This is a genomic window from Streptomyces sp. NBC_01474 (genome assembly GCF_035918215.1).
Classification (GTDB): Bacteria; Actinomycetota; Actinomycetes; order Streptomycetales; family Streptomycetaceae; genus Streptomyces; species Streptomyces aureus.
Genome location: NZ_CP109449.1, coordinates 3,100,241 through 3,125,926, shown reverse-complemented (window position 1 = coordinate 3,125,926; position 25,686 = coordinate 3,100,241). Strand labels below are relative to the sequence as shown.

General features: G+C 71.9%; 26 protein-coding genes and 1 pseudogene. 18 read left to right on the top strand and 9 right to left on the bottom strand.

The genetic code is table 11. From position 1 onward, the window contains the following. Positions 1–161 precede the first annotated feature (161 nt). A complete protein-coding gene (locus OG758_RS14620; RefSeq protein ID WP_326710403.1) occupies positions 162–1,076 on the top strand; it encodes a HipA family kinase in 915 nt (304 codons plus the stop codon). An 84-nt stretch (positions 1,077–1,160) separates the two neighbouring features. Here the strand turns inward: OG758_RS14620 and aceB are convergent, their stop codons facing one another. Both aceB and OG758_RS14610 read right to left on the bottom strand, forming a co-directional pair. Then, positions 1,161–2,798 carry a malate synthase A gene (gene aceB / locus OG758_RS14615; protein WP_326710402.1) on the bottom strand — a complete coding sequence of 546 codons (1,638 nt, stop codon included), beginning with the start codon at positions 2,796–2,798 and terminating at the stop codon, positions 1,161–1,163. A 227-nt stretch (positions 2,799–3,025) separates the two neighbouring features. Further along, entirely contained in the window at positions 3,026–3,631 is a 606-nt protein-coding gene (locus OG758_RS14610) for a nucleotidyltransferase family protein (RefSeq protein WP_326710401.1), read from the bottom strand. 226 nt (positions 3,632–3,857) lie between these two features. On the opposite strand from OG758_RS14610, the gene OG758_RS14605 reads away from it, so the two are divergent. Then, a complete protein-coding gene (locus OG758_RS14605; RefSeq protein ID WP_326710400.1) occupies positions 3,858–4,172 on the top strand; it encodes a DUF5955 family protein in 315 nt (104 codons plus the stop codon). 36 nt (positions 4,173–4,208) lie between these two features. Here OG758_RS14605 and yczR read toward each other — a convergent pair whose 3' ends face one another. Further along, positions 4,209–5,702 (bottom strand): MocR-like transcription factor YczR, encoded by a 1,494-nt coding sequence (yczR, locus tag OG758_RS14600; RefSeq protein ID WP_326710399.1) that lies wholly within the window; start codon positions 5,700–5,702, stop codon positions 4,209–4,211. 101 nt (positions 5,703–5,803) lie between these two features. Here yczR and OG758_RS14595 point away from each other — a divergent pair, with 101 nt between their 5' ends. After that, positions 5,804–5,947, top strand: coding sequence for a hypothetical protein (locus tag OG758_RS14595; RefSeq protein ID WP_326710398.1), 144 nt, complete (start codon positions 5,804–5,806; stop codon positions 5,945–5,947). Further along, positions 5,944–6,477, top strand: coding sequence for a universal stress protein (locus OG758_RS14590; protein WP_326710397.1), 534 nt, complete (start codon positions 5,944–5,946; stop codon positions 6,475–6,477). The genes OG758_RS14595 and OG758_RS14590 overlap by 4 nt, the downstream gene beginning before the upstream one ends. Before the next feature lie 194 nt (positions 6,478–6,671). Here OG758_RS14590 and OG758_RS14585 read toward each other — a convergent pair whose 3' ends face one another. Together OG758_RS14585 and OG758_RS14580 are read right to left on the bottom strand one after the other, a co-directional pair. Next, positions 6,672–7,298: a response regulator gene (locus OG758_RS14585; protein WP_227298113.1), complete on the bottom strand. Its 627-nt coding sequence runs from the start codon at positions 7,296–7,298 to the stop codon at positions 6,672–6,674. Then, the gene (locus OG758_RS14580) at positions 7,295–8,473 is read right to left on the bottom strand and encodes a sensor histidine kinase (RefSeq protein ID WP_326710396.1); all 1,179 of its coding nucleotides are present in this window, start codon (positions 8,471–8,473) and stop codon (positions 7,295–7,297) included. Before OG758_RS14580 ends, OG758_RS14585 begins: the two co-directional genes overlap by 4 nt. A gap of 135 nt (positions 8,474–8,608) precedes the next feature. Between OG758_RS14580 and OG758_RS14575 the strand changes: the two genes are divergently transcribed. Both OG758_RS14575 and OG758_RS14570 read left to right on the top strand, forming a co-directional pair. Then, complete coding sequence (locus tag OG758_RS14575; RefSeq protein WP_326710395.1) at positions 8,609–9,685, top strand: ABC transporter permease; 1,077 nt, start codon at positions 8,609–8,611, stop codon at positions 9,683–9,685. Next, the gene (locus OG758_RS14570) at positions 9,682–10,440 is read left to right on the top strand and encodes an ABC transporter ATP-binding protein (protein WP_326710394.1); all 759 of its coding nucleotides are present in this window, start codon (positions 9,682–9,684) and stop codon (positions 10,438–10,440) included. Before OG758_RS14575 ends, OG758_RS14570 begins: the two co-directional genes overlap by 4 nt. Here the strand turns inward: OG758_RS14570 and OG758_RS14565 are convergent. Further along, positions 10,383–11,183: an IclR family transcriptional regulator gene (locus OG758_RS14565; RefSeq protein ID WP_227298117.1), complete on the bottom strand. Its 801-nt coding sequence runs from the start codon at positions 11,181–11,183 to the stop codon at positions 10,383–10,385. The genes OG758_RS14570 and OG758_RS14565 overlap by 58 nt on opposite strands. A 304-nt stretch (positions 11,184–11,487) precedes the next feature. Between OG758_RS14565 and allB the strand changes: the two genes are divergently transcribed. Both allB and alc read left to right on the top strand, forming a co-directional pair. Then, on the top strand, positions 11,488–12,828 hold the full coding sequence (gene allB, locus OG758_RS14560) for an allantoinase AllB (protein ID WP_326710393.1): 1,341 nt from the start codon (positions 11,488–11,490) through the stop codon (positions 12,826–12,828). 5 nt (positions 12,829–12,833) lie between these two features. Then, the gene (alc, locus tag OG758_RS14555; protein WP_326710392.1) at positions 12,834–13,949 is read left to right on the top strand and encodes an allantoicase; all 1,116 of its coding nucleotides are present in this window, start codon (positions 12,834–12,836) and stop codon (positions 13,947–13,949) included. Positions 13,950–14,021: 72 nt separating this feature from the next. On the opposite strand, the gene OG758_RS14550 is transcribed toward alc, so the two are convergent. Further along, positions 14,022–14,753, bottom strand: coding sequence for an SDR family oxidoreductase (locus OG758_RS14550; RefSeq protein WP_326710391.1), 732 nt, complete (start codon positions 14,751–14,753; stop codon positions 14,022–14,024). 289 nt (positions 14,754–15,042) lie between these two features. Between OG758_RS14550 and OG758_RS14545 the strand changes: the two genes are divergently transcribed. Together OG758_RS14545 and OG758_RS14540 are read left to right on the top strand one after the other, a co-directional pair. Beyond that, positions 15,043–15,945 carry a DMT family transporter gene (locus OG758_RS14545; RefSeq protein ID WP_326710390.1) on the top strand — a complete coding sequence of 301 codons (903 nt, stop codon included), beginning with the start codon at positions 15,043–15,045 and terminating at the stop codon, positions 15,943–15,945. A 155-nt stretch (positions 15,946–16,100) separates the two neighbouring features. Next, the gene (locus tag OG758_RS14540; RefSeq protein ID WP_100591458.1) at positions 16,101–16,508 is read left to right on the top strand and encodes a ribonuclease domain-containing protein; all 408 of its coding nucleotides are present in this window, start codon (positions 16,101–16,103) and stop codon (positions 16,506–16,508) included. A gap of 23 nt (positions 16,509–16,531) precedes the next feature. Here the strand turns inward: OG758_RS14540 and OG758_RS14535 are convergent, their stop codons facing one another. After that, positions 16,532–16,732 (bottom strand): hypothetical protein, encoded by a 201-nt coding sequence (locus OG758_RS14535; protein ID WP_116508140.1) that lies wholly within the window; start codon positions 16,730–16,732, stop codon positions 16,532–16,534. Positions 16,733–16,872: 140 nt separating this feature from the next. Between OG758_RS14535 and OG758_RS14530 the strand changes: the two are divergent. The 3 genes and pseudogenes from OG758_RS14530 to OG758_RS14520 form a co-directional block, all read left to right on the top strand. Further along, positions 16,873–16,998: pseudogene (locus tag OG758_RS14530) on the top strand (LuxR C-terminal-related transcriptional regulator); the annotation flags it as partial. 83 nt (positions 16,999–17,081) lie between these two features. Continuing rightward, positions 17,082–18,329 (top strand): ROK family transcriptional regulator, encoded by a 1,248-nt coding sequence (locus tag OG758_RS14525; protein ID WP_326710389.1) that lies wholly within the window; start codon positions 17,082–17,084, stop codon positions 18,327–18,329. 46 nt (positions 18,330–18,375) lie between these two features. Further along, positions 18,376–19,557, top strand: coding sequence for a cytochrome P450 family protein (locus OG758_RS14520; RefSeq protein ID WP_326710388.1), 1,182 nt, complete (start codon positions 18,376–18,378; stop codon positions 19,555–19,557). A gap of 121 nt (positions 19,558–19,678) precedes the next feature. Here OG758_RS14520 and OG758_RS14515 read toward each other — a convergent pair whose 3' ends face one another. Beyond that, complete coding sequence (locus OG758_RS14515; RefSeq protein ID WP_326710387.1) at positions 19,679–20,683, bottom strand: Gfo/Idh/MocA family protein; 1,005 nt, start codon at positions 20,681–20,683, stop codon at positions 19,679–19,681. A 127-nt stretch (positions 20,684–20,810) separates the two neighbouring features. On the opposite strand from OG758_RS14515, the gene OG758_RS14510 reads away from it, so the two are divergent. The 5 genes from OG758_RS14510 to OG758_RS14490 all read left to right on the top strand — a co-directional run bounded on the left by OG758_RS14510 (position 20,811) and on the right by OG758_RS14490 (position 25,649). Beyond that, positions 20,811–21,548 carry a GntR family transcriptional regulator gene (locus OG758_RS14510; protein ID WP_326715915.1) on the top strand — a complete coding sequence of 246 codons (738 nt, stop codon included), beginning with the start codon at positions 20,811–20,813 and terminating at the stop codon, positions 21,546–21,548. Between the two features lie 150 nt (positions 21,549–21,698). After that, entirely contained in the window at positions 21,699–22,688 is a 990-nt protein-coding gene (locus OG758_RS14505; protein ID WP_326710386.1) for a sugar ABC transporter substrate-binding protein, read from the top strand. 116 nt (positions 22,689–22,804) lie between these two features. Beyond that, entirely contained in the window at positions 22,805–23,809 is a 1,005-nt protein-coding gene (locus OG758_RS14500) for a sugar ABC transporter substrate-binding protein (protein WP_326710385.1), read from the top strand. Beyond that, positions 23,806–24,855: an ABC transporter permease gene (locus tag OG758_RS14495; RefSeq protein WP_326710384.1), complete on the top strand. Its 1,050-nt coding sequence runs from the start codon at positions 23,806–23,808 to the stop codon at positions 24,853–24,855. The genes OG758_RS14500 and OG758_RS14495 overlap by 4 nt, the downstream gene beginning before the upstream one ends. After that, positions 24,852–25,649, top strand: a complete 798-nt coding sequence (locus tag OG758_RS14490) for an ATP-binding cassette domain-containing protein (RefSeq protein WP_326710383.1) — start codon at positions 24,852–24,854, stop codon at positions 25,647–25,649. Before OG758_RS14495 ends, OG758_RS14490 begins: the two co-directional genes overlap by 4 nt. Positions 25,650–25,686: the final 37 nt, after the last annotated feature.

The following is a 25,686-nucleotide window of genomic DNA, read 5'->3' as shown; positions in this document are numbered from 1 at the left end:
CCGTTCCCGTCCTCGGTCCCGCGCAAGGGAGATGGCGCGAGGAGATCTCCGCTGCCGGGACGACGGTACCGGCAGTCGCCGGGCGCTGCGCGGACCCGGAGCCCGGACGGTGCGATCCCGGCCACCCCCGGCCGCGGGCGCCGCCGGTTAGGCTGGCCGGTGTGCTGCGAGAAGTGACGGCTGTCCGGTATCTGACCCCCCTGCGGACCGGCGGCTCCGTGCCGGGGGTCGTCGAGGCCGACGACCTGGGGACCTACGTCGTGAAGTTCACCGGCTCCGCGCAGGGCCGCAAGGCACTCGTCGCGGAGGTCGTCGTCGGTGAGCTCGCGCGCCGCCTCGGCCTGCGCTTCCCCGAGCTGGTCCTCACGCACTTCGACCCCGAGGTGGCCGCCCACGAGCCGCACCAGGAGGTCCAGGACCTGCTGCGCGCGAGCGACGGGCTCAACCTCGGGATGGACTTCCTGCCGGGCGCGAAGGACTTCACGCCCGAGGTTGCCGCCGCCTTCACGGTCGACCCGCTCGAGGCCGGGAAGATCGTGTGGCTCGACGCCCTCACGGTCAACGTGGATCGCACGATCCACAGTTCGAACCTGATGGTCTGGCCCACCTTCGGCATCCAGGAGCCGAAGCTGTGGCTGATCGACCACGGCGCGGCCCTGATCTTCCACCACCGCTGGGACGCGTCCGCGCCCGACAAGGCGTACGACTTCCGCCATCACGCCCTCGGCGCCTACGGGCCCGACACGGCGGCGGCCGACGCGGAGCTGGCCCCCCTCGTCACCGAGGAGATGCTCCGCGAGATCACCGCTCTCGTCCCCGACGCGTGGCTGACCGACGAGCCGGGCTTCACCTCGCCCGACGAGGTCCGCGAGGCATACGTCTCCTACCTGTCGGCCCGCGCCCGTACCTCCGCCGCCTGGCTGCCGACGGACTTCCCGTCGCGCGACCAACTCGCGGCCGCCGACGCGCGCCGCGCCGCCGACACGGAGAAGGGGCGCCCCGACTGGCTCAAGCGCGTCCCCGATCTGCACGGCAAACCGGCCGCCGAACAGGACTGGTCCGTCCACCTCGGCTGACCACCGACAGCGGAGCCGGCCCCGGACACGACCGAGCCCCCGGCGCTGTGCGGTGCCGAGGGCTCGGGTGGTGCGGGGCAGGACTCAGCCGGCGAGCTGCTCGTACGCGGGCAGCGTCAGGAAGTCCGCGTAGTCCGCGTCCAGGGAGACCTGGAGGAGGAGGTCGTGGGCCTGCTGCCACTTGCCGGCCGCGAAGGCCTCCTCGCCGACCTCGGCCTTGATGTTCGCGAGTTCCTGGGCCGCGACCACACGGGCCAGGTCGGCCGTGACGGTCGTGCCGGAGTGCTCGCCGCCCTCGAAGACGACACCGGCGTTGATCCACTGCCAGATCTGCGAGCGGGAGATCTCGGCGGTGGCCGCGTCCTCCATCAGGTTGAAGATGGCGACGGCGCCGAGGCCGCGCAGCCACGCCTCGATGTAGCGGATGCCGACCTGGACGGCGTTGACCAGGCCGTCGTAGGTGGGCCTGGCGTCGAGGGAGTCGATCGCGATCAGGTCGCCGGGCGCGACGGACACGTCCTCGCGCAGGCGCTCCTTCTGGTTCGGCTTGTCGCCGAGGACCGCGTCGAAGGACGCCATCGCGATCGGGACCAGGTCGGGGTGGGCGACCCACGAGCCGTCGAAGCCGTCGCCGGCCTCGCGGTCCTTGTCGTTCTTGACCTTCTCGAACGCGACCTTGTTGACCTCGGCGTCGCGCCGCGACGGGATGAACGCCGCCATGCCGCCGATCGCGTGCGCGCCCCGCTTGTGGCAGGTGCGGACGAGGAGTTCGGTGTAGGCGCGCATGAACGGGGCCGTCATCGTGACCAGGTTGCGGTCCGGCAGGACGAACTTGGCGCCGCCGTCACGGAAGTTCTTGACGATGGAGAACAGGTAGTCCCAGCGGCCCGCGTTCAGGCCGGCGGCGTGGTCGCGGAGCTCGTAGAGGATCTCGTCCATCTCGTACGCGGCCGTGATCGTCTCGATCAGGACGGTCGCGCGGACGGTGCCCTGCGGGATCCCGACGTAGTCCTGCGCGAAGACGAAGATCTCGTTCCAGAGGCGGGCCTCCAGGTGCGACTCCGTCTTCGGGAGGTAGAAGTACGGGCCCTTGCCGAGCTCGATCAGACGCTTGGCGTTGTGGAAGAAGTACAGGCCGAAGTCGACGAGCGCGCCGGGGACGGGGCGGCCGGCCTCGTCCTTGAGGTGGCGCTCGTCCAGGTGCCAGCCGCGCGGGCGCATCACGACGGTCGCGAGCTCGTCGTTGCCCTTGAGGGCGTACGACTTGCCGGTGCGCTCGTCGGTGAAGTCGATGCTGCGCGTGTAGGCGTCGACCAGGTTGACCTGGCCCAGGACGACGTTCTCCCAGGTGGGGGCCGAGGCGTCCTCGAAGTCCGCGAGCCAGACCTTGGCGCCCGAGTTGAGGGCGTTGATGGTCATCTTGCGGTCGGTGGGACCGGTGATCTCGACGCGGCGGTCGTTCAGCGCGGCCGGCGCGGGCGCGACGCGCCAGGTGGTGTCCTCGCGGATATGAGCGGTCTCCGGGAGGAAGTCGAGCGTGGAGGTGCGGGCGATCTCGGCGCGACGCTCCGCGCGGCGGGTGAGGAGCTCGTCACGCCGGGGCGTGAACAGCCGGTGCAGCTCGGCCACGAAGGCGAGGGCCGCGTCCGTGAGCACCTCTTCCTGCCTGGGCAGGGGCTCTGCGTCGACGATGGCCAGCGGGGACGGCGCTGGTGCGGACATGAGCTGTCACTTCCTTCAGCGAACGGGCGCGGGCGGCACCGAGTGCCGTGGGCGCCGGGATACGACTACGGACCCCGCGCGGGGGGACCGGCCCTTCTGAACAGTGGATACTAGTTTCCTCATTGTGGAAGTTCAATGGTTTGTTGATGTCGAGATTCTTCGGGACGACATAACGTGGCGCTCGGTGCCAGCCTCCTCACGCCCCGTTCATGTCCCTCACTCACCACTCATTCAAGGTGCTTGAGGTCGGCCTCTGTGTCGATGTCGTAGTCATCGGCCACATCGCCGCACTCCACGAGCGTGAGCTCCGACGCGTGCTCCTTCAGGTAGGCGCGCGCCCCGCGGTCCCCGGCCGCGCTCGCCACGATCCCCGGCCAGTGCTCAGCCCCGAACAGGACCGGATGCCCGCGTTCCCCGTCGTACGCGGCCGCCGCGAGCGTCCCCGCCGACCGGTACGCGGCCCGGACCCGAGCCACAGCCGGCACCCCGATGCCCGGTTGGTCCACAAGGAGTACGAGCGCGGCCGACGCCCCCGTCCCGGCGAGCGAGCCGAGGCCCGCCCGCAGCGACGACCCCATGCCCTCCTCCCACGCCGGGTTCTCCACGAGCACGCACCCCGTGAGGTCCGCCCGCGCCCGTACGTCGTCGGCGGCAGCGCCGAGCACGACGTGGACGCGCTCGCAGCCGCCCGCGCGCAGCGCCGCCACCGCGTGCTCCACCAGGGGGCGCCCGCGGTGCGTCAGGAGCGCCTTCGGCCGCCCGCCGAGCCTGCGCCCGCCGCCCGCCGCGAGCAGCAGTCCCGTCACCGGAGCGTCATCCGTTGCGTGTGTCATGAAGCCTGGATACCTCACCGGGCACCCCGCGCGCCGACCGCTGGGACACTCGTGAGGCCGGAATTCGGTCGGCACGGTGGCGGGCGCGGCAGAAAGTGGCGTTTACTGGCCGGCGACCCCGATGCGGCGAGTCCGGCCAACGCCCTGCCGGGGCCGCGGAAGGCGTACGGCGTGCGGAACGCGCACGTCCGCGGTCGCACAAAGGTGTGCGAGGGGGGGGAGAACTGTGTTGCGGAGCGTGGGGCAGAAGCTGGTGGCGGTCAGCGAAGAGGATCCGCGGGTGACGGAGTTACGCACCGCGGTGTCCAGGCTGCGCCGTGAACTGGCCGCTCATCCGGTCGAGTTCCCCGACCGGGCGGTCGCCGAGGACGAACTGGCCGCCCTGGACGCGATGGCCGCCGGGGGTCTCCCCGAGATCCCGCGCCTGCGCCGCTCCCTGCTGCTCATCGCGGGCGCGATCGGCTCGGTCAGCGCCCTGGCGAAGGGCCTCGGGGACGTGCGGAACGCGGTGGAGCTGTTCGGCGGGCCGCCACTGCACTGACCTCGTGGGCGAGTTGACGGCCCCCTCAGCCCGGCGTCACGCCACCCAGTGGGGGCGGCCCGGCTCGTCACCCGTCGTGCCGAGGCCGTCCGCGAGCGTCTGCGCCAGGCGGCGCACCGCCTCCCTGGCGACCTCGGGCGGCTGGGTGTACGGGAAGCGCAGCCGATGCTCGTGCGTGCCCGGGTCCGCGCCGAAGCGGGAGCCACCCTCGATGCGCACGCCGTGCCGCAGCGCGGCCCGGGCGAGAGCGGAGGCGATCGGGCGGCCCAGGTCGATCCAGAGCGACAGGCCGCCGGGCGGCAACTGCCAACGCCACTCAGGCAGTTCACGTGCCAGGTCCTCGGCGAGCGCGTCCCGCTGGGCCCGCATCCGCGGCAGGCGCTCGCTCAGGACCTCGTCCATCCGGTCGAGCAGCCGCAGCGCGACGAGCTGGTCGAGCACGGAACCCGACATGTCGAACGGCACGCGTGCCGTGGCCAGTTCAGTGATGAGGCGTGACCCGGCCCGCACCCAGCCGATGCGCAGCCCACCCCAGTGCGACTTGCTCAACGAGCCGACGGTGACGACCTGTTCGCCCGCGCCGTGCGAGGCGAGCGAGGCGAACGGCGCGGGCGCCGGCACGTCGAGCGCGATGTCGGCGACCGTCTCGTCCACGACCAGCCAGGTCCCGGTCGCCCGCGCCGCCTCGAGGAGCCGCACCCGCTGCTCGCGCGGCATCAGCCGCCCGGTCGGGTTGTGGAAGTCCGGGATCAGATAGGCGAGCCGCGGCGCGGTCTGCCGCAGTGCCGACTCGAACAGGTCCGTGTCCCAGCCGCCGTCCGTGACCGGCACCGGCGTGGCCCGCATCCCGCCTCTGTTCAGCGCGTCCAGGGCGTTCGGGTACGACGGGTTCTCGACCAGGACGCGGTCGCCCGCCCGCGCGAGGAGCCCCAGGGTGAGCGACACCGCCTGCTGGGCGCCCGAGGTGATGAGGATCTGCTCGGGGAGCGTCGGCAGTCCGCGCCGCGTGAACCTCTCGGCGACCGCGGCCCGCAGCTCGGGAAGCCCGTACGGGTGGTAGCCGGGCGTCGACGCGTGCCGGGGCAGCAGCGTGCTCGCGGCGGCGAGCGCGTCGGCGAGTTCCGCCTCCGGTGCGCCGGGCGCCGCGACGGCGAGGTCGATCACGTCGTCGCCCGCGGGGAAGACGGCCACGCTGGCGGGCCGCTGCCCCTCGGGCAACTCGGTCCAGGTACCCGCGCCGCGCCTGCTGTGCGCGTAGCCGCCCTCGCGCAGCAGGTCGTAGGCGGCGGTGACCGTGGCGCGGCTGACACCGAGTGCCGTGGCCAGCTCGCGCTCGGCGGGCAGCCGGGTGTGCAGCGGGATGCGACCGTCGAGCAGCAGGGTGCGCACGCCCTGGGCGAGGGCGCGGTAGCCGGGCCTCTCCCCGGCGGTCACCGCCAGGAGGCCGGCCAGGCGGCGGCTGCCCAGGGATCTGTTCATGCTGTCCGTGCCCGGGGTGCTCAAGGCGTGGACCACTCGATTGCCTGCCATGCCAACTCTCCGTTATTGGCCCTGCCTGTCCAGGCCAATCAGCGTACAGACTCGACAGAGGTCAGGGGTTTTGGCCTGGGGAGCGGCTGAGGAGGCATGCCATGGACAGGTACGGGGCGGGCTGTGTCACGGACCGTTTCGAACGGGAGATGCAGCGCCGCGCGGAAGCGCGCACCGTGCGCCCGGCGGGCGCCTGGGTGCGCGCGCTCGTGAACGGGAAGCGGCGCAAGGGGAGGAAGTCGTGACCGGGGTTGCGGCCCGGCGCTCCGAGTCAGTGGCCGGGCAGGTCGTCGTCGGGGTGAGCGACTCGCTCGGCGGGCTCGCGGCGCTGCGCGCGGCCGCCGAGCAGGCGCGCCGCTCGGGCCGGGTCCTCGTCGCCGTCCACGCCTGGGAGCCGCCCGAGGGCGAGGGCATGTACGCGCGCCGCCCCGACCGGCAGTGGGCCAAGTACTGGCACGGCGAGGCCCGCGCCCGTCTCGACCGCGCCTTCGCCGAGGCCCTCGGCGGGCCGCCGCGGGACGTGGACCTGGTACGCCGTGTGGTCAGGGCCAGGCCGGGCCGGGCCCTGCGCGACGCGGTGGCGGGCCCGGACGACCTGCTCGTCATCGGCGTCCATCCACGCCGCATGTGGCGCGGACGGATCCACCGCTACGTCGTCGCACACGCCGGCTGCCCGGTCCTGACCGTGCCCGCGCCGCCGCTGGCCCGGCACGAGCTGCGCGCGCTGCGCCGGGCGAGCGCACATGACTTCGCGGCGGCGGGACCGGCAGAGTGAACGGGGCAGCGCCGCATGAGCCCGCGTGCTGTGACGGCCGCTGGGCGCGGGGCGGATCTTCGGGGCGGTCGTGGGGTGCGCGCCGGGCCGGCCGGTGCTGACGTCGCCCGTGCCACTGCCGGCGCGGCACGGACTGCGGCGGGTGACCGCAGGTGATTTCGCGGCGGTGGGGGGCCGGCAGGCCGGACGGCGGGTCAGCGGCGCATCAGGCCGCGTGCGGTGGCCGCAGCGACCGCCGCCGTACGTGAATCGACGCCCAACTTGGCGTAGATGTGCACCAGATGGGACTTCACCGTCGCCTGGCTGAGGAACAGTTCCTTGCTGATCCGCTGGTTCGACAGGCCGTCCCTGACGAGCTGGAGGACCTCCAGCTCGCGGCGGCTGAGCGCCTCGGCCGGGGCCCGCATGCGGTCCATCAGGCGGTGCGCGATCGCGGGCGCGAGCGCGGACTGGCCGGAGGCCGCCGTGCGGACCGCCGCCGCGAGCTCCTCCGGCGGCGCGTCCTTCAGCAGATAGCCGGACGCGCCCGCCTCCACCGCGGCCAGGATGTCCGCGTCCGTGTCGTACGTGGTCAGGACGAGGACGCGCGGCGCACCGGGCCTCGCCGCGATCGCCGCGGTCGCCTCCGAGCCGTGCATCCCGGCGCCGAACTGGAGGTCCATGAGGACGACGTCGACCCCACCGGCCGCCGCGAGCTCCACGGCCCGCTCCGCCGTGGCGGCCTCCGCGGCGATCTCGAAGTCGGGTTCGGCGTCGAGGACCGCGCGGAGCCCGGCGCGTACGACGGGGTGGTCGTCGGCGAGCAGGAGCCGGATGGTCACGCCACCCCTCCCGCCACCGGAAGAGGGAGCGTGATCGCGACCGCCGTGCCCTGACCCGGCGCCGACTCCACCGTGAACGTGCCCCCCAGGGACTCGGCGCGTGAGCGCATCGCGGGCAGGCCGAACCCGCCGTCACCGGCCGGGGCGGACACGGGGTCGAAGCCGCGGCCGTCGTCCACGATGTCGAGTGCCACGGCCGTGTCCATGAAGCTGAGGGTGATCTCGGCGCGGCGCGCACCCGCGTGCCGCACGGTGTTGGCGAGCGCCGACTGCGCGATCCGCAGCAGCGCGACCTCGTACGGCGTCGGCAGCGCGGCCGACGTGCCGCTCTCCGTGAAGCGGACGGTGAGCCCGGGAGCCGTCGCGCACAGCCGCTCCAGGGCGCCGGCGAGTGACCCGTTCTCCAGGTCCGGCGGGGACAGGGCCCGTACGAAACGGCGGGCCTCCGCCAGGTTGTCCTGGGCGGCCGCGCGCGCCTGTTCGATGTGCGGGGCGGCCGGGGACTGCGGCGGCAGCGCGCGCTGGGCCGCGCGCAGCAGGAGCTGGATCGAGGACAGGCCCTGCGCGAGGGTGTCGTGGATCTCGCGGGCCAGTCGCTCCCGCTCGGCGAGGGTGCCCGCCGTGCGCTCCGCGGCGGCGAGTTCGGCGCGCGTCGCGATCAGCTCCTCGATCAGGTGCCGTCTGCGCTCGCTCTCGCGGTACAGCGTCTGGTAGCCGATGACCGTCGCCACGGCCACGGCCGCGCCGAGGAGCGGCCCTATGAAGGCCCCCGGGTTGAGCGGCTGCCCATGACGTACGTACGAGGCGATGGCCGCGCCCGCGGTGAGCGTCACAGCGGGCACGCCCCAGCGGGCGGGCAGCAGATGGAGCTGGAGGAAGTACAGCGGGAACGCCAGCCACAGGCCGTCGGGGGAGAGGACGAGGAGCACCAGCCACACCGCGCACAGCGCCCCGAGCCAGAGCGCGGCCCCGGCCCGCGTGGCCCGTACGGCCGGGACCAGCGGGCCCGCGCCGTACACGACGGCCATCACGACCGCGGCGGCCACCACGGCGCCCGCCCCCGTGGAGTCCCCGGCCAGTGCCCGGCCGGCGACCAGCACGAGCAGCCCGGCCATCAGCAGATGCAGGCACAGGCGCAGGACGCGCAGAACGGGGGTCAGGGAACGTGGATCCATACCGTCACCAGCGTAGGCAGAAGATCCCGGCCCGCGGTCAACCGAAAGTTTGAAAGGTGGCTCCTTCCTTCGATTCGGGTGAAGCGTGCTGTGGCGCGATGCCCGGGACGGGGGCCCGGCCGCAGGCTGGGGACCATGTTCGTCGCATGGAGAGATCTACGGTTCGCCAAGGGCCGGTTCGCGCTGATGGGAAGCGTGGTCGTACTGATCACGCTGCTCGTCGGCCTGCTGTCCGGCCTGACCGCGGGCCTGGCCCGGGACAACACTTCGGCGCTGACCGCGCTGTCCGCCGACCATCTGGCCTTCGCCCGGCCCCCGGACGGCCAGGCGGTGTCGTTCACCGGGTCGACGGTCGGGGCCGAGCAGTGGCGCGCGCTCGCCGCGCGCCCGGGGATCGACAGCGCGCAGCCGCTCGGTATCAGCACCGTCAACGCCGAAGCGGGCCGTCACACGGCGGCCGTGTCCGCGTTCGGCGTGCGGCCCCGCTCGGGGCTCGCGCCCGACACGACGGCACCCGGCACGGCCGTCCTGTCCCAGCAGGCGGCGGACGATCTGGGCGCGCGGCCCGGTGACCGTATCGCCCTGTCCGGCACGTCCCTCACGGTGAGCGCGGTCGCGGGCGACGCCTCGTACAGCCACACGCCTGTCGTCTGGGTCGACCTCGGCGACTGGCAGAGCGTGGCGCCGGGCGGGCAGCGCTCCGGGGAGCAGGCCACCGTGATCGCCCTGCGCACCGGGCACGGCGTCGACCTGGGCGCCGCGGACCGTGCCGCGGGCACCGAGACGCGGACCGTGGACGGGGCGCTGGAGGCCATAGGGTCCTACCAGGCCGAGAACGGGTCGCTCCAGCTGATGCGGGGCTTCCTCTTCGTCATCTCGGCGATGGTCATCGGCGCGTTCTTCACCGTGTGGACGATCCAGCGCAGCGGCGACATCGCGGTCCTCAAGGCCCTCGGCTCCTCGACGCCCTATCTGCTCAGGGACGCGCTCGGGCAGGCCGTGGTCATGCTCGTCGGCGGTACGGCCCTCGGTACGGCGCTCGCGGCGCTCATCGCCGTGTTCGTGCCCGGCAGCGTGCCGTTCGTCATGGAGCCGCTCACCACGCTCGGCCCGGCCGCCGTCATGACCGTCCTCGGCGCGGCCGGCGCCGCCCTGTCCATCCGGCGCATCACCGCCGTCGACCCCCTCACCGCACTCGGGAGCGCCCGATGAGCCTCGACCTCGACGAGATCACCCTGACCTACCCGGACGGCGACGGCCGCATCACGGCGCTCGACAGGGTCACGCTGCACGTCCCGGCCGGCACGGTCACCGCCGTCGTCGGCCCGTCCGGCTCGGGCAAGTCCAGCCTCCTCGCGGTCGCTGCGACGCTGGTCACGACCGACAGCGGCACCGTGACGGTGGGCGGCACACCGACGGACTCGATCGGCCCCGCCGAACGCGCCGCGCTGCGCCGCCGCTCGCTCGGCATCGTCTTCCAGCAGCCCAACCTGCTGCCGTCCCTGACCGCCCTCGAACAGCTCCAGGTCATGGCCCACCTGGACGGCCGCAAACCGCGCGACGCACGGGAGCGGGCAGGGGAGTTGCTGGCCGCGGTCGGGCTCACGGACCAGGCGCGCCGCCGCCCCCACCAGCTGTCCGGCGGTCAGCGCCAGCGCGTCAACATCGCCCGCGCCCTGATGAACGAGCCGTCGGTCCTGCTCGTGGACGAGCCGACGAGCGCCCTCGACCACGAGCGCGGGGCGGCCGTACTGGATCTGCTCGCCCGCCTCACGAGGCAGCGCGGCACCGCGACGGTCCTGGTCACGCACGACCGGGCGCATCTCGCGGTGGCGGACGAGGTGTGCGAAATGGTGGACGGGCGGCTCACGACGGCCGACCCGTCCCGTGACACCGCGGGCGGTGCCCGCTACACACCGACCCCGGAGCTCGACAGCGCCACCGACAGCTCCTCGGCGACCTGCTGAAGCACCGGAACGATCTTCTCGGTCGCCGCGTCGGTGACGCGTCCCGCCGGGCCCGAGATCGAGATCGCGGCGGCCGTGGGGGAGTTGGGTACGGAGACGGCGAGGCAGCGCACACCGATCTCCTGCTCGTTGTCGTCGACCGCGTACCCGGCGGTGCGCACCTCGGCGAGCGCGTCGAGGAAGCCTTCGGGCGTCGTGATCGTCTTCTCCGTGGCGGCCGGCATGCCGGTCCGCGCGAGCAGGGCGCGCACCTCGTCCGCCGGGGTGTCGGCGAGCAGGGCCTTGCCCACGCCCGTCGAGTGCGGCAGGACGCGGCGGCCCACCTCGGTGAACATCCGCATCGAGTGCTTGGACGGCACCTGCGCGACGTACACGATCTCGTCCCCGTCGAGCAGTGCCATGTTCGCCGTCTCGCCGGTCACCTCGACGAGGCGGGCGAGATAGGGGCGGGCCCAGGTGCCGAGCAGGCGGGAGGCGGACTCGCCGAGGCGGATCAGGCGGGGGCCGAGCGAGTAGCGCCTGTTGGTCTGCTGGCGCACATATCCGCAGGCGACCAGGGTGCGCATCAGGCGGTGGATCGTCGGCAGGGGAAGGCCACTGCTCGCGGAGAGCTCGCTGAGACCCACCTCGCCCCCGGCGTCGGCCATCCGCTCCAGGAGGTCGAAGGCGCGCTCGAGGGACTGGACTCCGCCGGTCGGGGCGGAAGGGCCAGAGGACTTGGTGCTGGCGCTTGACGTCGGCACGGGCGCGTTCCTTTCGGGGCGGAAGGGCAAGGCTGCAGCCTACCCGGCGGTCACCGCGAGGGGTGTGGCACGGCCCGGGTTGTTCCGGCCGGTCAGGGGGTCTTTGTCCGGGTGTCGCCGGGCCATACCCGTGCTCCCTTGACGGTGTCGTCGTAGATAGCTACGTTCTGGCTTACGGAATTCTAATTCCACTTTGTGGAAACGTCCAGGACGGCGTCGCCCCGCACGAGACGGGTCTTGACGGACCCTGGACCGGAGTGAAAACTCCTTCAACAGAACGTTGAATTTACTGAGAGGGGCTCGGGTGTCCGACGTCGAACTGGTGCTGCGCTCGACCCGCGTCATCACCCCCGAAGGCACGCGGCCCGCGTCGGTCGCCGTCGCCGGGGGAAAGATCGCCGCCGTCCTTCCGCACGACGCGGACGTACCGGCCGGCGCCCGGCTCGAGGACTTCGGTGACGATGTCCTCATGCCCGGCCTCGTGGACACCCATGTCCACGTGAACGACCCGGGGCGCACGGAGTGGGAGGGCTTCTGGACGGCCACCCGCGCCGCGGCGGCCGGCGGCATCACCACGATCGTCGACATGCCGCTCAACTCGCTGCCTCCGACGACGACCGCGGCCAACCTCCGCACCAAGCAGGACGTCGCCGCCGCCAAGGCGCACATCGACGTCGGCTTCTGGGGCGGCGCGCTGCCCGACAACGTCAAGGACCTTCGTCCGCTGCACGACGCCGGCGTCTTCGGCTTCAAGTGCTTCCTCTCGCCTTCCGGTGTGGACGAGTTCCCGCACCTGAACGGTGACCAGCTCACCGCCTCCATGGCCGAGATCGCCGGGTTCGGCGGCCTGCTCATCGTGCACGCAGAGGACCCGCACGAGCTGGACGTCGCCCCGCACAACAGCGGTCCCAAGTACGACGACTACCTCGCGACCCGGCCGCGGATCTCCGAGGACGTCGCGATCAAGGGGCTCATCGACACCGCCAAGCGGATCGGCGCCCGCGTCCACATCCTGCACCTGTCCTCCTCCGACGCGCTGCCGCTGATCGCCGAGGCCAAGGCCGAGGGCGTCAAGCTCACCGTCGAGACGTGCCCGCACTACCTCACCCTCACCGCCGAGGAAGTCCCGGACGGCGCGAGCGAGTTCAAGTGCTGCCCGCCCATCCGCGAGGCCGCCAACCAGGACCTGCTGTGGCAGGCGCTCGCCGACGGCACCATCGACTGCGTCGTCACCGACCACTCGCCGTCGACCGCCGACCTGAAGACCGACGACTTCGCCACCGCGTGGGGCGGCATCTCCGGCCTCCAGCTGAGCCTCTCCGCCATCTGGACCGAGGCCAGGGGGCGCGGCCACTCACTCGACGACGTGGTGCGCTGGATGTCCTCGCGCACCTCGGAGCTGGTCGGCCTCGACGACCGCAAGGGCGCCATCGCCGCCGGCCGCGACGCCGACTTCGCGGTCCTCGCCCCCGAGGAGACGTTCACCGTCGACCCGGCCGAACTGCAGCACCGCAACCGCGTCACCGCCTACGCGGGCAAGACGCTGCACGGCGTCGTGAAGTCGACCTGGCTGCGCGGTGAACGCATCGTCGCCGAGGGCGAGTTCACCGCTCCCGCCGGCAAGCTCCTCGAAAGGAACAACTGATCACTGTGACGGCGATTCCCAGTTTCACCGGCGACGCGAACCCCTACGGCGGCGGAGACCCCTACGCCGACTACCGCACCGCCGACTTCCCGTTCACCCAGTACGCCGACCTCGCCGCGCGGCAGCTCGGCGCCGGTGTCATCGCCGCCAACGACGAGTTCTTCGCCCAGCGCGAGAACCTCCTCGTGCCCGGGCGCGCCGAGTTCGACCCCGAGCACTTCGGCCACAAGGGCAAGATCATGGACGGCTGGGAGACCCGCCGTCGCCGCGGCACCGGCGCGGACCACCCGTGGCCGACCGCCGAGGACCACGACTGGGCGCTCGTCCGGCTCGGCGCCCCCGGCGTGATCCGCGGCATCATCGTCGACACCGCCCACTTCCGCGGCAACTACCCGCAGGCCGTCTCCGTCGAGGCCGCGTCCGTCGAGGGCGCGCCCACCCCGGAGGAGCTCCTGTCGGGCGACGTCAAGTGGACGACGCTCGTACCGCGCACGGCGGTCGGCGGCCACGCGGCCAACGGCTTCGCCGTCGACGTGGAGCAGCGCTTCACGCACCTGCGCGTCAACCAGCACCCCGACGGCGGCATCGCCCGCCTGCGCGTCCACGGCGAGGTCGTGCCCGACCCCAGGTGGCTCGCCACGCTCGGTACCTTCGACGTCGTCGCCCTGGAGAACGGCGGCAGCGCCGAGGACGCCTCCAACCTCTTCTACTCGCCCGCGAGTAACACCATCCAGCCGGGCCGCTCCCGCAAGATGGACGACGGCTGGGAGACCCGCCGACGCCGCGACCAGGGCAACGACTGGATCAGCTACCGCCTGGTCGCCCAGTCGCAGATCCGCGCCCTGGAGATCGACACCGCGTACCTCAAGGGCAACTCGGCGGGCTGGGCCTCGGTCTCGGTGCGCGACGGCGATGATGGCGAGTGGGCCGAGGTCCTGCCCCGTACGCGCCTCCAGCCCGACACCAACCACCGCTTCGTGCTGGACACCCCCGCGGTCGGTACCCACGCGCGCGTGGACATCTACCCGGACGGCGGCATCTCCCGCCTGCGCCTGTTCGGCTCGCTGACCGACGAGGGCACGGCCCGCCTGACGGCCCGCCACCAGGAGCTCGGCGGCTGACCCCTCCCTCCCGCAGACCCGCGCGGGGGCGTACCGGCCCGACAGCACCGGTACGCCCCCGCGCGCATCACGTCACGCCGCGTGCCCGCCGTCCACGGCGAATTCCGCGCCCGTGATGTACGTGGCCTCGGGGCCCGCGAGATAGGCGACCATCGACGCCACCTCGTCGGCCGTGCCGAACCTCTCCAGCGCGACGGAAGCGGTCTGGCCCGAGGCGTAAGGGCCGTCCGCCGGGTTCATGTCCGTGTCGATCGGGCCCGGATGGACGATGTTCGCCGTGATGCCGCGGCCGCCCAACTCGCGCGCCAGCGCCTTCGTCAGGCCGATCAGGGCCGCCTTGGTCGTCGCGTACACCGTCCCGCCGGGACCCGGTACGCGCTTGGTCATGCAGGTGCCGACGGTGACGATCCTGCCGCCGTCGGACAGCCGTGCCGCGGCGGCCTGCGAGGCCAGCAGGACACCGCGCACGTTCACCGCGAGGGCGTGGTCGATCTCGGCGAGGGAGAAGCCCTCCAGCGGTCCGAGCACCCCCAGGCCCACGTTGTTCACCAGCACGTCGAGCCTGCCGAACGCCTCTGCCGCCTGTTCCACGGCGTCGGCCGCCTCGTGTGCGTCCGCCGAGTCGGCGCGCAGCGCGAGGCCGCGCCGCCCCAGTGCCTCGATGCGGCGCACGACCTCCTCGGCAGCCTCCTTGCCGTTCACGTAGGTGAGCGCCACATCCGCGCCCTCACGGGCGAGCCGCAGCGCGGTCGCCGCGCCGATCCCACGGCTGCCACCGGTGACGAGTGCTGCCCTGCCGTTCATGGGTCCTCCTGAAGCCATCGGTTGTTATGACTTCAAGTAAATGGACGGGTGGTCCCTGGTGCTGGCGGCAAACGGACACCTATGCCGCCGTCCCTGGCCACGCGGGCAGACCGATGCATTCCGGGCGCGGGTGGGGCCGGGGCCTCTCGTACGGATCAGGCGAGAGACCCGGGCCGGCCCGGTGGGCGGAAAGCGCTGGCCCCGACGATCTAGCCGCGGGTACGGTGAGCCGCCCCTGTGCGAGCCGCCGACGTCTCCACGCCCGCCGTACGCCGCCGGAGACCGCACCTTGACCACGCTCACCGCCACCGCGCCCCGCCGCGCCTGGCTCACCGACCTGCCCGTTCTCCTCGTGGCCGTCGTCTGGGGAGCCAGCTATCTCGCGGCCAAGGGCATCACCACACAGACCACCGTCCTCGCGGTGCTCGTGCTCCGCTTCGGCGCCGTCCTGCCGGCGCTCGCCCTTGCCGGATGGGGCGCGCTGCGCGGGCTGAGCGCCGCACAGTGGCGCGGGGCGGGACTCCTCGGGCTGATCCTCAGCGGGATCTTCCTTCTGGAGACCTACGGCGTCGTCCACACCTCCGCGACGAACGCGGGCCTCATCATCAGCCTCACCATGATCTTCACGCCCCTCGCCGAGGCCGCCGTGACCCGGACCAGGCCGTCCCGGACGTTCCTCGCCGCGGCGGCCGTCTCCGTGGCGGGCGTCGTCCTGCTCACCCAGAGCGGCGGCTTCACGGCCCCGTCGGCCGGCGACCTCCTGATGCTGCTCGCGGCCCTCGCCCGCACCGTCCACGTCCTCGCCATGGCCCGGATGAAGTCCGTGCGGGGTGCGGACGCGCTACCCCTGACGACGGTCCAACTGGGCTCGTCCGTCGTCGTGTTCGCGCTCCTGTGCGGGGTGCCGGGGACCGGCGCCGCGCCGTGGGAGGCGGCCGCGGACTTCGGCGCGCGCGAGTGGGCGGGACTCGTCTTCCTGTCCGTCTTCTGTACGCTCTTCGCCTTCTTCGTGCAGATGTGGGCGGTCCACAGGACGTCGCCGTCCCGGGTGAGCCTGCTCCTCGGCACGGAGCCGCTGTGGGCCGCGGCGGCCGGCATCGTCATCGGCGGCGAACGCCTGGGACTGCTGGGCCTGTTGGGGGCAGTGTTCGTGCTGGCAGGGACGGCATGGGGGCGCCGGGCCACCGCCTGAGTCATCGCTTGAGCCACCGCCTGAGACGCGTGCCGAGCGGGCCCCGGACGCGCCCTGGGCGCGCCTGAAGCTGCGCCTCCGATTGGTTAACTTCCGGAAAACTCCCCTGACTTGACGTTGACACGTCATGCTCTACGCGCGTCACACTAGGGGCCATGCGAATCCCCCCACGAATCGCCAGTGTCACTGCCCTCGCCGCCGCCCTGCTCATCGGCGGCCCCGTCCTCGCCGGCTCGGCCACCGCGGCCCCGGCCCCCGTCACGTACTCCGTGACCGCCGTCGGCGACATCTGCTACTCGGCGCTGCCCTCCCAGGCCCATGACACCCTCGACCTCATCGAGCAGGGTGGCCCCTACCCGTACGACCAGGACGGCACCGTCTTCCAGAACCGGGAAGGCGTCCTGCCCTCGCAGTCCACCGGCTACTACCACGAGTACACGGTCATCACCCCCGGCTCCCCGACCCGCGGCGCCCGCCGCATCGTCACCGGTGAGCAGTCCCAGGAGGACTACTACACCGGCGACCACTACGCGACGTTCGACCTCGTCGACCACGGCTGCTGAACCGCCCGCGGTGACCGGCGCCGTCAGCTCCTGACGCTCTCCGACGCGGCGAACAGGGCGAACGCGAGCACGATCAGCGCGATGCTCCCGTACACCTCGTAGCCGTCGAGGAAGCCGAGGTGCTGGATGACGCCCCAGCTCAGCCACCCGGTGAACTCGTGCAGCAGGCCGACCGCGCCCTGAATGAGTGCGATCGCGCCGATGAACTCCAGAACCTTCTTCATAGGTGACAACCTCGCCCCGCGGACCTCCCACGCACATCGGCCGCGGGGCGAGGCGCGTCCCGCCACAAGACGCGACTTCCGGAGGGACGCGGCTACCGAAGTACCGGCCGCCGCGACCTTCGGCTCCAGCCGGGAGAGCACTTCAAATGAGCGTCGCCACCGTCAAGGTCAAGGCTCACGTCTCCCGCATCCTCGCGAAGCTCGGCCTGAACAACCGCGTCCAGATCGCCCTCCTCACACACGACGCGGGACTCCTGGACGACTGACCCGTGCGGCACGGGTAAATTCACCGCTGGATCCGGGTGTGGGCGAACAGCGCCCAGGGTCCGCCGCACGGGGGAGGATGACGATGGCCGGACCACGCCGGCGCACGGTGCGTGACCTCAGACGCAACAACCGCGCCACGGTACTGCGCAAGCTCTACTTCGACGGGCCGCTCAGCCGGCAGGAGTTGGGACCCCTCACCGCACTCAGCTCGGGGTCGATCAGCAACGTCGTCTCCGAACTCGTCGCCGACGGCCTCCTGGAGGAGGCCGGGTCGGTCGACTCCGACGGCGGCAGGCCGCGCACGCTCCTGCGCGTCGCCCCGCACTGCGGCCACCTCGCCGGCGTCGACATCGGCGAGACACGCGTACGCGTGGAGCTGTTCGACCTCACCCTGAACGAACTCGCGCGCGTGGACGCCCCGTTGCCCGACGGATACCATGACGCGCAGGACGTCGTACGGATCGTCGCGGCCGGCCTCGCGCAGGTGCTCGACGAGGCGAAGGTCGCCCCGGACGCCCTCATCGGCGTCGGCATCGGCGTGCCCGGCATCGTCGACGCCTCCGATGCGGGCGGCGCGGTCGGAGCCGTCGTGCACGGCCAGGCCATCGGCTGGGACGCCGTCCCCTTCGAAGCGATGCTCCGTGACCGCGGTGAACTCCCGCCGGAGCTGGCCCTGTTCGTCGACAACGGCGCCAAGACACTGGGTCTCGCCGAGATGTGGTTCGGCGCGGGCCGCGGCGCCCGCACCGCCGTCGTCACCCTCATCGGCTCCGGAGTCGGCGCCTGCGTCATCGCCGACGGCGTCCCCTACCAGGGCTCGTCCGGCAGCGCGGGGGAGTGGGGCCACACCACGCTCCAGGTCGGCGGGCGCCGTTGCCGGTGCGGGGCGCGCGGCTGTCTGGAGGCTTACGTGGGCGCCGAGGCGCTGCTCGAACGATGGCGCGAGAGCGGCGGCCACTGGACCTCGACCGACGAGGAGGGGGCGCTCGCCGAACTCCTCGCCGCCCCCGGTGCCGGTGAACTTCTCGACGAGACGGCCGAGTTCCTCGGCGCGGGCATCGCCGACCTCGTCAATCTCTTCAACCCGGAGCGCATCGTCGTCGGCGGCTGGGCCGGGCTCCTCCTCGGTCCCCGCCTCCTGGAGCCGGTCCGGCGGGCGGCCGCCGCGTACGCCCTGCGCCACCCGTACGCGCAGACCACGATCGAACTCGGGCGCCTCGGACCCGACGCCGTGACGGTGGGCGCGGCGACCCTGCCGCTCGCGCGCTTCCTCGACGAGGGCGGCGCGGCGATCACCTCACGGGAACCGATCGTCAGCGGCGCGAGTTAGATTCAGCAGAAGCCGAGGGTCAGGGTCATAGCGAGGGGGCGGCGCCATGGGGGAAGCGATCGATCTGGGCGACTACGCGGACTTCACGGCCGACCCGTATCCCGTCTACGAGGAACTGCGTGCCCGCGGCCCGGTGCACCGGGTCCTGCTGCCCAAGCCCGCCGACGACGGCGAGGCGTGGCTGATCGTCGGGCACGAGGAGGCGCGCGCCGCGCTCACCGACCCACGCCTGGTCAAGTCCCCCGCCAAGCTGGGCTTCTCCGGCCTCGACGAGGAGCTGATCGGCACCCATCTGCTGATCACCGACCCGCCGCACCACACGCGCCTGCGCTCCCTCGTCACCCGCGCCTTCACGGCACGCCGCGTCGAGTCGCTGCGCCCGCGCATCCAGCGCATCACCGACGACCTGCTCGACGCGATGCTCCCGCACGGCCGCGCCGACCTCGTCGAGTCGTTCGCCTTCCCGCTGCCGCTCACGGTCATCTGCGAGCTCCTCGGTGTCCCGGACATCGACCGCGCCGACTTCCGGCGCATGTCGAACGAGGTGGTCGCGCCGAGCGACCGCGACGGCGAGTACGCGACGTTCGTGGAACTCGCCGCGTACCTGCGCGACCTGATCGAGGACAAGCGGGCGTCGGCCCCCGCCGACGACCTGCTCAGCGCCCTGATCCGCACGACCGCGGAGGACGGCGACCGGCTCTCGCCCGACGAGCTGTGCGCCATGGCCTTCATCCTTCTCATCGCGGGCCACGAGACGACGGTGAACCTGATCGCGAGCGGCGTACGGGCCCTGCTGGCCCATCCGGACCAACTCGCCGCGCTGCGTGCCGACATGACTCTCCTCGGCGGCGCCGTCGAGGAGATGCTGCGGTACGAGGGTCCCGTGGAGAACGCGACGTACCGCTTCACGGTCGAGGACACCGAGGTCGCCGGCACGGTCATCCCCGGCGGCTCCGCCGTCCTCGTCGGCCTTGCCGCCGCCGGCCACGACCCGGAGCGCTTCCCGGAGCCGGACCGCTTCGACATCCGGCGCGACGCCCGGGGCCACATCGCCTTCGGGCACGGCCTCCACCACTGCCTCGGCGCACCTCTGGCCCGTCTCGAAGGCCAGATCGCCCTGCGCTCACTCCTGGACCGCGCCCCCGCGCTCGCACTCGACGGCCCGGCGGACGACTGGCTGCCCGGCATGCTGATTCGCGGCGTGCGAAGCCTGCCGGTCCGATGGTGACCGACGCCCCCGCGCGCGGCACGGCCGGCCCGCCGTACGCGCCCCCGCCGACCTGCTCGACCGGCTGATCGCGATGGCGCGCTGGGAGGCCTGAGCCGGGCTGGCCGAGGGGCCCTGGGGATCAGCCCCCGGGGATCTCCTCCATCCGGACCAACCGCCGTTCCCGGCGGGACAGTTCGCAGGCCTCCGCGATCCGCAGCGCGTGCAGGGCCTCGTGGCCGTCGCACGGGTTCTCGCGTTCGCCGCGCACCACGTCGACGAACGCGACGAGCTCCGCCTCGTACGCGGGGGCGAAGCGTTCCAGGAAGCCGGGCCAGGGCTTGGACGCGGCGGGCGGGCCCTTGGGCTCGGTGGAGGCGACGGGCGTGCGGTCGTCGAGGCCGACGACGACGGTGTCCAGCTCGCCGGAGAGTTCCATGCGCACGTCGTAGCCCGCGCCGTTGCAGCGCGTCGCCGTCGCCGTGACCAGCACGCCGTCGTCCAGGGTGAGGACGGCGGCCGCCGTGTCGACGTCCCCGGCCTCGCGGAACATCGCGGGTCCGGCGTCGGACCCGGTCGCGTACACCTCCGTCACCTCGCGGCCGGTCACCCAGCGCAGGATGTCGAAGTCATGGACCAGGCAGTCCCGGTAGAGGCCGCCGGACAGCGGCAGATACGCGGCCGGCGGCGGCGCCGGGTCGCTCGTCATGGCCCGTACGGTGTGCAGCCGGCCGAGGCGGCCCGAGCGCACCGCCTCGCGCGCCGCCGTGTACCCCGCGTCGAAGCGGCGCTGGAAGCCCAGCTGGAGCACCGTCCCGGCCCGCTCGACCTCGGCGAGCGCGGTCAGTGTGCCCGGCAGGTCGAGGGCGATGGGCTTCTCGCAGAACACCGGGAGCCCGGCCCGCGCCGCCCGCCCGATCAGCTCGCCGTGCGCGGACGTCGCCGCCGTGATGACCACCGCGTCCACGCCCCACGAGAAGATCTCGTCCACCGTGGGCGCCGCCGTCGCGCCGATCCGGTCGGCGAGCGCGACGGCGCGCTCCGGGTCCGCGTCCGTGACTACGAGCGAGCCGACCTCGCGGTATCGCTCCAGAACTGCTGCGTGAAAGGTGCCGATACGGCCCGTCCCGATAAGTCCGATGCGCATGCAGTCAAGGTGCCGCCCTGGGAACCCGCTGTCAACGGTTTGTCCGGACAACCGAACTTCACGACTTCCCGTCAACATTCCTTGCGACTACGCTCGGCCCGTGGCCAAACCAGTAGTCGACCCGACCGTGTCGCTCCAGCTCAGCGTGGACCGCAGCAGTCCGGTCCCGCTCTATTTCCAGCTCTCCCAGCAGCTGGAGGCGGCGATCGAGCGCGGCTCCCTGACCCCCGGCAGCCTGCTCGGCAACGAGATCGAGCTCGCGGGCCGGCTCGGTCTGTCCCGGCCCACGGTGCGTCAGGCCATTCAGTCCCTCGTCGACAAGGGCCTCCTCGTCCGCCGGCGCGGCGTCGGAACCCAGGTCGTCCACAGCCAGGTCAAGCGCCCCCTGGAGCTGAGCAGCCTCTACGACGACCTGGAGGCGGCGGGCCAGAAGCCCGAGACGCGCGTCCTGGCCAACACGCTCGTGCCGGCGTCCGCCGAGGTCGCGGCCGCGCTCGGGGTGGGGGAGGGCGAGGAGGTGCACCGGGTCGAGCGGCTGCGGCTGACCCACGGCGACCCGGTCGCGTACCTCTGCAACCACCTGCCCACCGGGCTGCTCCCGCTCGACACGGAGCGGCTGGAGGCGACGGGGCTCTACCGGCTGATGCGCGCCGCCGGAATAACCCTGCATAGCGCCCGTCAGTCCGTCGGCGCCCGCGCCGCCACGGCCGAGGAGGGTGAGCGGCTCGCCGAGCCCGCGGGCGCCCCGCTCCTGACGATGCAGCGGACCACGTTCGACGACACCGGCAGACCCGTCGAGTTCGGGTCGCACACGTACCGGGCGTCCCGCTACTCCTTCGAGTTCCAGCTCCTCGTACGGCCGTAGAAGCTCCGTAGCCGTGCCGTAGAAGCGCCGTGGACGTGCCGTGGAAGACCGGCCGTAAGAATGTTATGACAAAGTCATTGACGGTGCCGGGTACCCACCGCTAGAACTCCTCCAGCCGCACACGGGCGGCGAGGAGAGAGGTGGCACACCATGCGCACAGCCCGCACGGCAGCAACCCTCATAGCGGTCGTCGCACTCGCGGCCGGATGCAGCAGCTCCGGAGGCAAGACCTCCGAGGACAAGGCCGACGGCTCCACCGGCGGCAAGTCCGCCGGCACACCCCGGCTGAAGATCGCGATGGTCACCCACTCCGGCGAGGGCGACACCTTCTGGGACATCGTCCAGAGCGGCGCCAAGCAGGCCGCGGCCAAGGACAACGTCCAGTTCCTCTACTCGAACGACAAAGAGGCCAAGGGGCAGGCCGAGCTGGTCCAGTCCGCGATCGACAAGAAGGTCGACGGGATCATCGTCACCCTCGCCAAGCCCGAGGCCATGAAGGCCGTACTCGCCAAGGCGAAGGACGCCGGGATCCCGGTCGTCACGATCAACTCGGGCGGCGAGTTCTCGCAAGCCTTCGGCGCGCTCAGCCACATCGGGCAGGACGAGTCCGTGGCCGGCGAGGCCGTCGGCAGCGAACTCAACAAGCGCGGCCGGAAGAAGGCGCTCTGCGTCATCCACGAACAGGGCAACGTCTCCCTGGAGCAGCGCTGCGCCGGCGTCAAGAAGACCTTCGAGGGCACCGTCGAGAACCTCAACGTCGAGGGCACCGACGCCCCCTCGTCCCAGTCGTCCATCGAGGCCAAGCTCCAGGCGGCCAAGGACATCGACGCGGTCGTCGCGCTCGGCGCCCCCATCGCGGCCGTCGCCGTGAAGGCGAAGCAGGACGCGGGCAGCGGGGCGGAGATCGACACCTTCGACCTGAACACGGCCGTGGTCAAGAGCCTCAAGGCAAAGGACGTCGGCTTCGCCGTCGACCAGCAGCCCTACCTCCAGGGCTATCTCGCCGTCGACGAACTGTGGCTCTACAAGACCAACGCCGACGTCATCGGCGGCGGAAAGCCCGTCCTGACAGGCCCGGCGATCGTCACGGAGAAGGACGTGCCGAAGCTCGAGAAGTACACCGCGCGCGGTACCCGGTGAACGGATGCGTGATCCCAGTGCCTGATACTTGGACGTTTGGGGCCGGTCGTCGAGCCCCCGGGGCAGGTCCGCCGGCCCCGCAGAACCAGGTACCAGAAGAAGAAGGGCACGGCCTCGTGGCACGGTTTCGGAGCTGGGTGAGCATCGCCCTCGCAGGAGCAGTCGGTCTCACCCTCGCCGGGTGCAGCAGCACCGGCGGCAAGCGGGCGGAGGACGCCAGGAAGGCGGCCTCGGCCCAGGGCAAGGCCGCGGTGAACACCCCGCGCTGGACCGTCGCGATGGTGACCCATTCGGGTGACGGCGACACCTTCTGGGACATCGTCCAGAGCGGCGCCAAGCAGGCCGCCGTCAAGGACAACATCAACTTCCTGTACTCGCACAGCGACGAGGCGCAGCAGCAGGCCCAGCTCGTCGACGCGGCCGTGGACAAGAAGGTCGACGGCCTGATCGTCACGCTCGCCAAGCCCGACGCCATGAAGGCCGCCGTCGCCCGCGCCGAGAAGGCCGGCATCCCCGTGATCACCGTGAACTCCGGCTCCGAGGAGTCCAAGAGGTTCGGCGCGCTCACCCACATCGGCCAGGACGAGACGATCGCGGGCCGTGCCGTCGGCGAGGAGCTGAACAAGCGCGGCCGCAAGAAGGCGCTGTGCGTCCTGCACGAGCAGGGCAACGTCGGCCACGAGCAGCGCTGCGCCGGTGCCAAGGAGACCTTCAAGGGCCAGATGCAGAACCTGTACGTCGAGGGCACCAACATGCCCGACGTCCAGTCCTCCATCGGCGCCAAGCTCCAGGCCGACAAGTCCATCGACTCCGTCGTCACGCTCGGCGCGCCCTTCGCCGCCACCGCCGTGAAGGCCAAGCAGGACGCGGGCAGCAAGGCCGAGATCGACACCTTCGACCTCAACGAGAAGGTCGCCGCCGGCCTGAAGGACGGCACGCTCGGCTTCGCCGTCGACCAGCAGCCCTACCTCCAGGGCTACGAGGCCGTGGACCTGCTCTGGCTCTACCGCTACAACGCGGACGTCCTCGGCGGCGGGAAGCCGGTGCTCACCGGACCGCAGATCATCACCAAGGACCAGGCGGCCAAGCTCGAGGAGTACACGAAGCGGGGGACCCGATGAGCGCCGCCGCACCAGAGACCCCGCCGCTGACCGACGAGCGGCTCCTGAAGACGTCACCGCTGCGCAAGCTCATGGGCCGGCCCGAACTCGGCTCGGTCGTCGGCGCCGTCGCCGTATTCCTCTTCTTCGCGATCTTCGCGGACAGCTTCCTGCGGGCCTCCAGCCTCGCCACGGTCCTGTACGCGTCGTCGACGATCGGCATCATGGCCGTACCCGTGGCCCTGCTGATGATCGGCGGCGAGTTCGACCTCTCCGCCGGCGTCATGGTCACCACGTCCGCGCTGATCTCGTCGATGTTCAGCTACCAGATGACGGCGAACGTCTGGGTCGGCGTGGGCGTCTCGCTCCTGCTCACGCTCGCCGTCGGCGTCTTCAACGGCGTCATGCTGACCCGCACCGACCCACCGAGCTTCATCATCACGCTCGGCACGTTCCTGATGCTGACCGGCATGAACCTCGGCTTCACCAAGCTGATCAGCGGCACCGTCTCCACCAAGTCGATCTCCGACATGGAGGGCTTCTCCTCCGCGAAGGACGTCTTCGCCTCCACGCTCACCATCGGCGGCGTCGACTTCAAGATCACCATCCTGTGGTGGCTCGCCCTGATCGTCGTCGCCACCTGGATCCTGCTGCGCACCCGCGTCGGCAACTGGATCTACGCGGTCGGCGGCGGCGAGGACGCTGCCCGCGCCGTCGGTGTCCCGGTCAACAAGACCAAGATCGGCCTGTACATGGGCGTCGCCTTCGGCGCCTGGATCTCGGGGCAGCACCTGCTGTTCTCGTTCGACGTAGTGCAGTCCGGCGAGGGCGTCGGCAACGAGCTGATCTACATCATCGCGGCCGTCATCGGCGGCTGCCTGATCACCGGCGGCTACGGGTCCGCGGTCGGCGCGGCCATCGGCGCCCTGATCTTCGGCATGACGAGCAAGGGCATCGTGTTCGCCGAGTGGAACCCGGACTGGTTCAAGTTCTTCCTCGGGGCGATGCTGCTCCTCGCGACCCTGCTCAACGCGTGGGTCCGCAAGCGCGCGGAGGCGACGAAATGACCGAGACCGCGGAACGTACGGCGCTTGTGGAGCTCGACGGCGTCAGTAAGTACTACGGCAACATCCGGGCCCTGGAGGACGTCTCCCTCGTCGTGCACGCGGGCGAGATCTCCTGCGTCCTCGGCGACAACGGCGCGGGCAAGTCGACCCTCATCAAGATCATCGCGGGTCTCCACAAGCACGACTCCGGGTCCTTCAGCATCGAGGGCGAACAGACGCGGCTCGCCAGCCCGCGCGAGTCCCTCGACCGCGGTATCGCCACGGTCTACCAGGACCTCGCCGTCGTCCCGCTGATGCCGGTCTGGCGGAACTTCTTCCTCGGCTCCGAGCTGACGAAGGGCTCCGGCCCCTTCAAGCGCCTGGACGTCGACCTCATGCGCCGGACGACCCACGCGGAACTGCTCCGCATGGGCATCGACCTGCGCGACGTCGACCAGCCCATCGGCACGCTCTCCGGCGGTGAGCGGCAGTGCGTGGCGATCGCCCGCGCCGTCCACTTCGGCGCCAAGGTCCTCGTACTCGACGAGCCGACCGCCGCCCTCGGCGTCAAGCAGTCCGGCGTCGTCCTCAAGTACGTCGCCGCGGCGCGCGACGCGGGCCTCGGCGTGGTCTTGATCACGCACAACCCGCACCACGCCTACCTCGTCGGGAACCGCTTCGTCCTCCTGAAGAGAGGCGCGATGTTCGGCAGCTACGCACGCGACGAGATCACCCTCGACGAGCTGACCCGCCAGATGGCAGGCGGCAGCGAACTGGACGACCTGCGCCATGAGCTGGAGGGAAGGGCTTCGTAGCCGTGCTTCGGGGGGTCCTGGGGGCGCCCCGAAGGGG